A 10,473-nucleotide genomic window follows, 5' to 3' on the forward strand; every position below is an offset into this window, starting at 1 on the left:
CCATAATGGTCCGATGCGGATCATTGCCGCGCTGCTGCTCCTGCTCTCCCTCGCGGCCTGCGACGCCCGCCCCGTACGGGCTGATCCCTGCGCGAACGTCGGAGCCGCGGATTTCGACGGCGACGGGCGTGACGACGTGCTCATCAGCGCCTTCCGATACGACAAGGACTGGGAGGACGCGGTCTACCTGCTGACGGCGGGCAAGCTGGTGCCGCTACCGCGTCCGGGGCCCCGTCTGGACGGTTTCGGCGCGGCGGTGCAGCTGGCGCGGATCAACGACGACTGCTTCGCGGACGCGGTCATCGGCGCGCCGACCGCGGACGCCGACGACCGGCTCCGCCAGACCGGCGCCGTCTATGTCCTCTACGGCCGCGGGGTGGCGCCGCCGACGAAGCTGCTCGCGCCGACGCCCCAGCCGGGCGCGCAGTTCGGGGCCGCGCTGGCGGTGCACGGCGACCTGATCGCGATCGGGGCGCCGTACGAGGAGGTCAACGGGGTCACGGACACGGGCGCCGCCTACCTCGCGCGCGGCGGAGCGGTCCTGCGGGCGATCACCCAGGACAGTCCGGGTGTGCCGGACGTCAGCGACCAGTTCGACCGCTTCGGCTCGACAGTGGCGCTGGGGACGCTCTCCGGCGGCCGCGCGGCGCTGATCGTGGGCGCGCCGGGCGAAGGCGACCCTGCTCTTTCGGATCCCGGTCAGGTCACCGTGCTGCCCGACGTGGAAGCGGCGACGCTGACCGGGACGAGCCTGCCGGGCTCCGCTGACGGGCGGCAGTTCGGCAGCGGACTCGCCATCGTGAACGGGGTCGGCTTCGCCGCCGCCTCGCTGACCGGTGAGCTGCGGCTGTTCGACACCGCGCTCAAGCCGATCCGGCAGTCGCGATTCCCGACCAGGGGCAGCGCCACGGCGGCCAACGGGGCGATGGACGTCGCCGCCGACGGCCGGGTGGCCGCGCACTGGGCGGGCAAGCCCACGCTGATCTTCTCACTCACCGACCCCTCCGGCGACCGTGTGGTGCCGGGCACCGCCACCGTGGACGGCCCGGTGGCCTGGACCGGCAACCGGCTCGTGGTGAGCCATCCTTCGGCCTACCCGGACGGGTGGGTCTCGTTCGTCGATCCCACGAAGGGGCCGACCCAGCAGGTGCGGCAGGACCAGGGCCAGGACTTCGGCAGGGAGGTGGCCGGATGAGACTCCTCGCACTGGCCGCCCTCCTGCTGTCGCAGGCACTCCCCGCCACGACCGGGACGACTCCCGCATCCGCGCTTCCCGTCACGACCGGAGCGGTTTCCGCGCAAGCGTCGCGGGTCGCGGTCGGTGCGTCTCCCGAGTGCGGCTCCCGCGACGACGTCGCCGTCAGCTTCCTGGAGCCGGGCGGCGGCGTGTACCTCCTGTCGGCCGGCCGGTTCACGCGGCTGCCCGGACCGGCCGGCGGCGGTTTCGGCACCGCGCTCGCCATGGCCGACGTGGACGGCGACCAGTGCGTCGACGTGGTGGTGGGCGCCCCAGAGACCAAGGTGGCGGGGAAGAGACTCGCGGGCGCGGTCTACGTCATCACCGCGCGCGGGACCAAACGCATCGTCGCTCCGCGGCCCCGGGCCGACACCCGCTTCGGCGCTGCGGTCGCGGCATCGGGCGGCATCGTCGCCATCGGCGCGCCGTCCGAGGGGAAGGGCGGCGCCGTGTACGTTCTCGCCGGGGGAACCTTGCGGCGGATCACCCAGGACACTCCGGGCGTTCCCGGCAACGACGAGTGGGCGGACCGCTTCGGAACGACCCTCGCGTTCGGCCCGGGCGGGCTCGCGGTCGGCGCGCCCTTGGAGGCCGAGGACGGTCCCGGGCGGCAGGACCGCGCCCGGCAGCGTCCCGAGACCGGCGCCGTGACGGTCATCCGCGACGTCACCGCCAGGAAGCTGACCGCGGCCCGGCTGCCGACGCCCCCGGCCTTCAGCACGGCCACCGAGACCGGAGTCAGGTGCGTGCACGCCGGACGGAGCCTGGCCTGGTCGCGGGAGGCGGGGCTCGCGGTCGGAGGGTCGAACTGTGGCCAGGTCCAGATGTACGGCGCCGACCTGAAACCGGCGCGCACCCTGGCCCACCCGCTCGGCCCGTACACCGGTCAGACGCCCCGGCTGGCCGCGTCGAACGAGCAGATCGCGGTGCTCTGGACGACGCCGAACCCGCAGCCCGCCACCCTGCAGACCCTGGGGGCGGACGGCGACCGCCACCGCACCGTGTCCGGCGTCAGGCTGACCTACAACGGGACCAGGATCGTGCTCGGCCAGTTCGGCGCGGTGACCTTCCTCGACACCCGGACCGGCGGAACGGAAACGATCAAGGCGCCCATCGGCGGCGGCTGGGACGACCCGATCGCGGGCTGAGCCCGGACCCTCGCGCGGAACTCGGCCGGGTCGAGCAGAGCCGTGTACCGGACTCCTGCCCAGGCCGACGCCGCCACGCTTCAGCCAAGGGGCACATCCAGATCCACGGTCAGGCGGCCGAACTGATGCCCGGCTTCAGGTGGCGAGGTGGGCCGCGAGCCGGTCGGCGGCGGAGCGGGGCTCGCGGCCGAGGAGTTCGGCCAGCAAGGGGTCGGCTTCGGCGAAGTAGCGCGCGCGGGCCGCCTGATACCAGGTGAGCATGAGCCGGGCCAGCTGCTCCGGCACGCCGGTCGTGATGCGCTCGGCGACCCACCGTTCGTCGTCCAGGACGATGCGCTCGATGGTGCGACCAGTGAGGTCAGAGGCGATATCGGCGAAATCGTCGAAGGTGACGGCGGTCGGCGCGGTAAGGGTGACAGGACCGTCGAAGGCGCGATCACCGGCGAGGATGACCGCGGTGGCCTCGGCTATGTCGGCACGGTCGGTGTACGGGACGGGGCCGTCCGCCGGCTGAGCGATCACGCCGGTCCGCTGCCATGGGCCGAGAACCTGGTCGAGCGGACCGTAGGCGCCGTTGCGCAGTGCGGTCCAGGCGACTCCGGAGCGTGCGAGGATCGCCTCGGTGGCGATGTGGATGTCCGACGGCGGGTACGGGTTGCCGGGGACGGCGCCCTGCTGGCTCGTGTAGAGGATCCGCCGGGCGCCGGCCGCGACCGCGGCCTCGATGGCGTCGCGGTGCAGTCCGACCATGTCGGCGGCCGGGTCGTTGCCGGACACCAGCAGGACCTGCTCGGCGCCGGCGAACGAGTCACGCAGCGCGGCCGGGTTCTCGTAGGAACCCTGCCGCACGCGCACGCCGCGGTCGGCGAAGTGCTGCGCCTTGGCGACGTCGCGGACGCTGACACCGATCTGGCCGGCGGGTACGCGCTCGAGGAGATGCTCGACGGTGGCCCCGCCCAGCCCACCGGTGGCGCCGGTGACAACGATCATGTTCTTGACCTTCCTGAACGCCCGCGGCGTCCGTCTCGGCGGTGGGCGAGTCATAAGTTGACCACTAGGGTCAGGTTCTCTTCCGTCTATGACCGTAGGTAAACTGACCTGGCGAGTCAAATTAGCGCTGACGGGCGACAGGAAGGGATGGTGAGGGCCTTGACCGGTGGGGTGCCATCGGAATCCCGGCTGCGCGCCGACGCCCGGCGTAATTCCCGGCAGATCCGCTCCGCCGCGATCGGCGCCTTCCGGGGACGAGGCCTGACGGTGCCCCTGGAGGAGGTGGCCAAGGCGGCCGGGGTGAGCAAGGCCACGATCTTCAACCGGTTCGGCGGGCGCATCGGCCTCATCGAAGCCGTCATCGAAGAGGTCGTGGCGAGTGAGCTGTTCGCCGTCATCGACCACGCCCGGACCATCGACGACGCCGGCGAGCGGATCACGTACTACCTCACCGCGATCCGCGACCTCCAGTACCGCCAGCCCGCGTTCAACGACGTCCTGTTGCAGACATATCCGCACTCGCAGCAGCTCATGGAGATCTGCCGCGTCGGAAGCGAGGCCAACGAAGAGCTCATCGCGGCGGCGCGGACCTCCGGTGCGCTGCGGCCGGAGTTCACCGCGGACGACCTCCACGCGCTCGTCGTCGACAACGCCCTCGCACTCAAGCACGGCACGCGCCCGCCCCGGGACGACTACGACCGCCGCACCCTTTACCTCCTGGACGGAATCCGAGGGCCCTCCTCCACCTCCGGCGGCCGATGACAACGCCCTGGCCTTCCGGGGAGTACGCCGACACCAGGCTGTCGCAGCCGAGCGCGGCGGACCCGGTGTCTCGGATCGGGCCGGGGTGCCGACGGTCGGAGACGGAGCAGATGAACGAGCGTGGCCCGCTATCGCGACAAGCCGGTCTCGCGCGGCAAGGTCCTCCGGCTGGAGCGGCATCCCTGGCGAGTGCCGTTCAGAGGCACGGGCGGGGCACGGGCGGGGCACGGTGGTGCAGGCGGTCAGCTGGGCTGGCCGGTGGGCATGATGGTGACCTGCTGGAGGTTCGCCCGGGGCGGCAGGCTCGCGATGAACCCGACGGTCTGCGCGACGTCCTGCGGCGTGAGCCACTCCATCGTCTCCTTGGAGCCGTCCAGCCACGCCCGCGCGCCCTCGTCCGTGACGTGATCCTGCAGCTCGGTGCCGACGATCCCCGGTTCGATCGCCGAGACCCGCACGTTCCTGGCCCCCAGCTCGGCCCGCAGGTGCCGGGACAGGTGGGTGACGTACGCCTTGGTCGCGGAGTAGACGGCGAAGTTCGGGAAGATGTTCTGCGCCGCGATGGAGGAGGTGTTGATCAGGTCGGCCACGCCGCGCGTACCCGCGGCCTCGACGAGCTGGGGGACGAACGCGCCGATCACGTTCATCAGCCCCGTGATGTTGAGGTCGATCTGGCGCTGCCACTGGTCGGCGGCCAGCTCCTCGATGGGGGCGGGCAGCATGACGCCCGCGTTGTTCAACAGCAGGTCGGCGCCGCCCAGCTCGGCCGCGACCCGCTCGGCGACGGCCCGCGTCGCCACCGCGTCGGTGACGTCGGTCGCCAGCGCCAGCGCCTGGCCCCCGGCCTTCCCGATCCGGACGACGAGGTCGTCCAGCCGTTCCGCGCGCCGCGCCACGACGACCACACGGGCGCCCAGCACGGCCAGCCGCTCGGCCGAGGCCTCGCCGATCCCGCTGGACGCGCCGGTGACGACGGCCACGCGGCCGGCGAGAGGGGTTGCTGCGTTCATGGTGCAAGCCTTCCGAGTCATCCGCGGCCCATCGCCGCGGTCCTTCACCAGCACACCAGCCCGCACCCCCTTCCCGAGGCGCCCGAACGGTCCCTGCCCGGGCAGGTAACGGTGAGACCGGTAACGGTGAGACCGGTAACCGTGAGGCAGGTAACCGTGAGACCGGTAACCGTGAGGCAGGTACTGGCAGGGCCACCTCCGTGCACCTGGGCAGCCCGATCGTCCCTGCACACTGGAGGGCATGGACCGCAGTCGCGAACTCGCCGACTTCCTGCGCTCACGCCGAGCCAGGATCACACCGGACCAAGCCGGGCTGCCTGCCGACGGCCGCGCGCGTCGGGTGTCCGGCCTGCGCCGCGACGAGGTCGCCAGACTGGCCGGGGTCAGCACCGAGTACTACACCCGGCTCGAACAGGGCCGCGCCGGTCACCCCTCGCCCGAGGTCGTCGAGTCGCTCGCGCGGGCACTTCAGCTCGACCCCGCCGAACGCGAGCACCTCACCGACCTGCTGGCTCGTCCCGCCCGCCACGCCCCCATCAGCCCCCAGCGGGTCAGGCCCGGCCTCCACCTGATGCTCCAGACCCTCCACGACGTGCCCGCCTTCATCCTCGGCCGCCGTACGGACGTCCTGGCCGCCAACCGCCTGGCCCGCGAGGTATTGACCGACTTCGAGGCACTCCCCGTGCCTCAGCGGAACATGGCCCGCTACTACCTGCTCGACCCAGAAGCCCGGACCCGCACCGGCGACTGGGAACGCGTCGCCGCGGAAACCGTCGCCATGCTCCGCCTGGAGGCCGGCCGCTATCCCCAGGATCGCCGGCTCGCCGACCTCGTCGGCGAACTCACCCTGCGCTCGCCGGAGTTCAGCTCCTGGTGGAACGATCACCGCGTGCTGCGCCGCACGCACGGCACCAAGCGTTACCACCACCCCCTCGTCGGCGAACTGCACTTCCACTACGAGTCCCTCCAGCCTCCTGGCGACCCCGACCAGACCTTGTGCGTCTACAACGTCGAGCCGGGCTCCCCGACCGCGCAAGCGCTCCGGCTCCTCAGCAGCTGGGCGGCCCCCACCGCCGCACCTTGACGGAGCACCCCGGGTGGTGATCGCGGACGCGGGGGGCGCCGAGGATGCGCTTGGCCACCTGGTACTCGACGCCCTTACGGTGGCACGCGGCCGCTCGGCGTAGCCTTCGAGGCCGCCGCCGTCCCCGGAAGGCCGGGGGGCAGGCGTGACCGCGCGTCGTCTTTGGGGAAGCCGATGGACAGGCGCGGCCGCCGCTGTTTTCGGGGAGGCCGATGGGCAGGCGTGACCCCCGTGGTCTTCGAGGAGGGGGAGGCGCGGCCGTCGTTGTCATCGGGCGGGCAGGCGCGGCTCGCCGCCGCCGCAGCGCGGGTGGACGGTGTCGCAGGCGGCCTGGCGCACTCCTCGGCCATGAGGTTCGTGATCGATGCCGCTGCCGGTCGACCGAGGCCCCGGCCCGGCAAGCATGCGGTAGGTTGCCCGTCGTGATCGAACTCGGACCCATCGCCTGGCCGCCTGCCCCGATCAGGACCGAGCGGCTCGTGCTCCGTGAGCCCGAAGCCCGGGACCGTGCGGCGTTCATCGAGCTGCTCGCCTCGCCGGAGGTGCACACCTACCTCGGCGGTCCCCGTCCGCGTGACGAGCTTGAGCGCGAGATGCCCGAGGTGCCCGAGCGGTGGCCCGGGAGCTTCGTCGTTGATCTCGACGGGGCGATGATCGGCCAGATCCTGCTCAGGAGAGCGACCGGGCACCGTAGCCCGGTTGCGGTGGGGAAGGCCGATCTCGGCTACCTCTTCCTACCCCAGGCCTGGGGGTACGGGTACGCCGCCGAGGCGTGCGCGGCGGCACTCGGCTGGTTCGACGGCGTACTTCCCGGCGAGCCGGTCGTGCTCACCACCCAGAGCGCCAACGTCGGCTCGATGCGCCTCGCCGCGAAGCTGGGGTTCATCGAGGTGGAGCGGTTCCACGCCTGGGACGCCGAGCAGTGGCTCGGCCTGCGGTCCCCGGTCACACCGCCCGCTTGACCGAACGCCCGGCGGCTCGTAGAGGTCCCGCCGCGACGTCAGCTTCTTCCGAGCACCTGCTGGGCCGCCTCGGCCACGCACTGGTCGGCCGCCTTGCGGTCGGCGTCGGACTGAGTCTCGGACAGCTTGCTCTGGATCGCCAGGTTCGGGTCCGCCTGGGCGTCGGCCGTAGGGCTGACGGGCAGGCCGTTCGTCTCCTCGGGGTAGACGTGCATCGCGAACACCCCGAAGCCATACTTCGCACGATATTTCCGCACCGCCTGGTATTCACCCGATACGCGGCGCCGCTCCTCGTCGCTTTCCTGCTTCGCCGGCTTGGCCTGACGCGGCGCGGGCGCGGGACCCCGACGCGCGCGGCCGGGTGGTTCCTCGTTTCGCCTGTCGCGCGACGACGGGGGATCAGCCAGGCTTGGCGGGGTTCTTCGCGGCCCAGGCCAGGGCCAGGCCGCCGAGCAGAGCGGTGGGCTGATGCGGCATCAACAGCACCGCCACGACTCCGGCGAGCACGAGCAGGACGCACGCGCCCCGCGGGATACCCCGCCCGCGCCAACCGGCGACGGCGAGCGCGGCGAAGCCGACCGCGCACAGCAGCATCTTGGGAACCACGCCCAGGAAGGCCGGCAGGCCGGGGCTGTCCCACTGGGCGTCGGTGACCGTCCCCGCGAAGTCCACGCCGATGGTGGCCATGGCCCAGGCGATCGTGGCCAGGAACGCACACCCCAGCCCGGCGGTGACGGCGGCCCAGCGCGGCAGTCGCAGCGGGCCGGCCAGTGCGGGCAGGGCGAGGGCGACCGTGACGAAACCGATGGTGATCAGCACGTTGGCGGTGACGCAGAGCGGGCTGCGCACGGCCTCGCGGCCGCTGAGGTCGGACAGCAGGAAGAAGCTGGAGATGTAGGCGGCGGCGCCCATCGCGCCGACCAGGCCGCCGGCGACGACGGCGAACTGCGGGGTGAGAACCCGGCCGGCCGCGCCGGTGGAGCCGGAAGAGCTGGTGGAGCCGGAAGGGCCGTGAAGGCTGGAAGAGCCGTGGGGACTGTGGGAGCCGGGGGAGGTCGTGGACATGGCTTGCCTTTCGAGCGATCGGCGACGAAACGGCCGGCGAGCGGAACAGCGATCCGCGAGGCCGACGCCGCCAAGCGTGCGACGAAGGCGCCGTCCCGGGCAGCGGCCGAGCGGCCGATTCCGCCGTTCCGCCACCGGGCGGAAGCGCCCGCCGGTTTCCCCCGTACGGGGGAACGAGCCTTCGGCCGTACGGCGGTATCGCAGCCGGGCACCGGACCGTACCCTGCGATCGTGGGTATGACGGTGATGCCCGGCGAACAGCACGAGCAACGGCGGGACCGGCTCCTGGACGCGCTGCTCGCGCTGGCGCTGGCAACGTTGTGCGCGATCGACGTCCTCACCCACGATCCGGCCTCGACCCTGCCGCAACCCGAACCGGACGCCGGACTCCTGGCTCTGGCCCTGACCGCCGCCCTGCCGCTGTCCGTGCGCGGACGATGGCCGCTGCCGGTCTGGGCGATCACGCTGGCGGTGCAGACCCTGTTCGACTGGTCGAGCTGGGATCCGGGGCTGATCGGCCTCTGCGTGCTGTTGGCGCTGTACACGGTGGCCGCCTGGCGGCCGGTTCCGGTCTCGCTGGCCTGTCTGGCGGTCACGTACACGATCGCGGTCCCCGTCGTGGCGCTGCGGGCGCCGGACACCTTCTCGCCGGCCACGCTGCCCGAGTCGGGCTTCTTCGTGGTGGCGTGGGCGCTGGGGTTCTTCGTGCGCCGCTGGCGGCTGGGCCGCGCCGAGGCGATGGCCAGGGCGCTGGTGGCCGAGCGGAGCCGGGCCGCGGCGGTGGAGCAGGCGGTGTACGCCGAGCGGCTGCGCATCGTCCGCGACCTGCACGACATCGTCTCCCACACGCTGTCGGTGATCACCGTGCAGTCGGGCGTCGCCCGTCATCTCGTGGACGAGCGGCCCGAACAGGCGGGGCCGGCGTTGACGGCCGTTCAAGAGGCCGCCCGGGCCGCGCTGGAGGATCTGCGCCGCATGCTGGGCCTGCTGCGCACGCCGTCCCCCGCGCTCGATGACCCGCCTCGCCGGCCGTTCCCCGCGCTCGACGGCCCATCCCGCCGGCCGTTCCCCGCGCTCGACGGCCCGCCTCGCCAGTCGCCCGCCGCGTTCGACGCCCCGCCCCGCCCTGGCCAGAACTTCGGGAGGGCCGTCCCCGCCGCCCGGGAGCGGCTGCTGGACCTGCTGCTCGGGGCGGCGTTCACCGCCGTCGCGGTGAGCAGCGTGCTGACCACCGACCCGACCGACGCCTACACCTACCCCGAGCCCACGGCGGGGCTGGTGCTGCTCGCCCTGGGCGCGGGCCTGCCGCTGACGCTGCGGCGTCGCTTTCCCATGAGCGCGCTGGTGGTCGTGTGGGCGTCGACGCTCACGATCGCCGGGTTCGGGTGGAACGCCGGGCTGACCCCGCTGTGCCTGCTGTTGGCGCTGTACACGGTCGCCGCCGAGCATGACCGCCACCTCGCGGTGGCGGGACTGGTCCTGGTGTACACCGGCATGGCGGTGCTCGCGCTGCTGCGCGCGCCGTACTTCGACCACCCGCTCGCCCTGGTCACAGTGGCGGCCTACACCGCGGTGTGGACGATCGGCCGCTACGCCGGACGCCGCCGGCTGGCCCTGCGGCAGGCCGTCGAGCAGGCGCTGGCGGCCGAATGGCGGCGTACCAGGGAGGCCGAGCGGGCCGTCGTCGAGGAACGGCTGCGCGTCGCCCGCGACCTGCACGACGTGGTCTCGCACACGCTGTCGGTCATCGCCGTGCAGTCCGGGGTCGCCGCGCACCTCATCTCCGACCAGCCGGACCGGGTGGCGCCGGCGCTGGCCGCCGTCGAGCAGGCCGGCCGCTCCGCCATGGAGGACCTGCGCCGCATGCTGGACCTGCTCCAGCCCGACACCGCGGCGGCCGGCCTCGCTCCCGCTCCGGGCGTGGCGGAGTTGCTGATGCTCGCCTCGGTGCACCGGGCCGCGCACGGCCCGATCGACCTGGACGTCGACCCGGCCGTCGCCGACACTCCGGAAAGCCTGCGGCTGACCGTCTACCGGGTGGTCCAGGAGGCGCTGACCAACGCGCGCAAACACGCGCCTGGCACCCCGGTACGGGTCAGCGTCCGCGCCGTCGACGGGCGCATCGACATCCAGGTCGACGACGGAGGCGAGGAACCGGCCGCCGATCACCGGCCGACGGGCGGGTCCGGGCTGATCGGGATGGGCGGGTCCGGGA

General features: G+C 72.8%; 10 protein-coding genes. 6 read left to right on the forward strand and 4 right to left on the reverse strand.

Annotated features, from left to right (window positions below; genetic code table 11):
* The first annotated feature begins 13 nt into the window (after positions 1 to 13).
* Together HII36_RS19455 and HII36_RS19460 are read left to right on the forward strand one after the other, a co-directional pair.
* Positions 14 to 1,195, forward strand: coding sequence for an FG-GAP repeat protein (locus tag HII36_RS19455; protein ID WP_173524634.1), 1,182 nt, complete (start codon positions 14 to 16; stop codon positions 1,193 to 1,195).
* A complete protein-coding gene (locus HII36_RS19460; protein ID WP_173524635.1) occupies positions 1,192 to 2,385 on the forward strand; it encodes an FG-GAP repeat protein in 1,194 nt (397 codons plus the stop codon). Before HII36_RS19455 ends, HII36_RS19460 begins: the two co-directional genes overlap by 4 nt.
* A gap of 135 nt (positions 2,386 to 2,520) precedes the next feature.
* On the opposite strand, the gene HII36_RS19465 is transcribed toward HII36_RS19460, so the two are convergent.
* A complete protein-coding gene (locus tag HII36_RS19465) occupies positions 2,521 to 3,375 on the reverse strand; it encodes an NAD(P)H-binding protein (protein ID WP_173524636.1) in 855 nt (284 codons plus the stop codon).
* A gap of 159 nt (positions 3,376 to 3,534) precedes the next feature.
* Here HII36_RS19465 and HII36_RS19470 point away from each other — a divergent pair, with 159 nt between their 5' ends.
* The gene (locus HII36_RS19470) at positions 3,535 to 4,137 is read left to right on the forward strand and encodes a TetR/AcrR family transcriptional regulator (protein ID WP_407940813.1); all 603 of its coding nucleotides are present in this window, start codon (positions 3,535 to 3,537) and stop codon (positions 4,135 to 4,137) included.
* Positions 4,138 to 4,379: 242 nt separating this feature from the next.
* Here the strand turns inward: HII36_RS19470 and HII36_RS19475 are convergent, their stop codons facing one another.
* Positions 4,380 to 5,147 (reverse strand): SDR family oxidoreductase, encoded by a 768-nt coding sequence (locus tag HII36_RS19475; RefSeq protein ID WP_173524638.1) that lies wholly within the window; start codon positions 5,145 to 5,147, stop codon positions 4,380 to 4,382.
* Positions 5,148 to 5,388: 241 nt separating this feature from the next.
* On the opposite strand from HII36_RS19475, the gene HII36_RS19480 reads away from it, so the two are divergent.
* Together HII36_RS19480 and HII36_RS19485 are read left to right on the forward strand one after the other, a co-directional pair.
* Positions 5,389 to 6,231, forward strand: coding sequence for a helix-turn-helix transcriptional regulator (locus tag HII36_RS19480; RefSeq protein ID WP_173524639.1), 843 nt, complete (start codon positions 5,389 to 5,391; stop codon positions 6,229 to 6,231).
* 422 nt (positions 6,232 to 6,653) lie between these two features.
* Complete coding sequence (locus tag HII36_RS19485) at positions 6,654 to 7,193, forward strand: GNAT family N-acetyltransferase (RefSeq protein WP_173524640.1); 540 nt, start codon at positions 6,654 to 6,656, stop codon at positions 7,191 to 7,193.
* Between the two features lie 38 nt (positions 7,194 to 7,231).
* On the opposite strand, the gene HII36_RS19490 is transcribed toward HII36_RS19485, so the two are convergent.
* Both HII36_RS19490 and HII36_RS19495 read right to left on the reverse strand, forming a co-directional pair.
* Entirely contained in the window at positions 7,232 to 7,408 is a 177-nt protein-coding gene (locus HII36_RS19490) for a hypothetical protein (protein WP_173524641.1), read from the reverse strand.
* Positions 7,409 to 7,592: 184 nt separating this feature from the next.
* Entirely contained in the window at positions 7,593 to 8,258 is a 666-nt protein-coding gene (locus HII36_RS19495; protein ID WP_173524642.1) for a hypothetical protein, read from the reverse strand.
* A 237-nt stretch (positions 8,259 to 8,495) separates the two neighbouring features.
* On the opposite strand from HII36_RS19495, the gene HII36_RS19500 reads away from it, so the two are divergent.
* Positions 8,496 to 10,473 (forward strand): sensor histidine kinase (locus tag HII36_RS19500; RefSeq protein ID WP_236003657.1); only part of this gene is annotated, 1,978 nt, incomplete at its 3' end.

This window comes from Nonomuraea antri (assembly GCF_013283785.1).
In the GTDB taxonomy this organism is placed as follows: Bacteria; Actinomycetota; Actinomycetes; order Streptosporangiales; family Streptosporangiaceae; genus Nonomuraea; species Nonomuraea antri.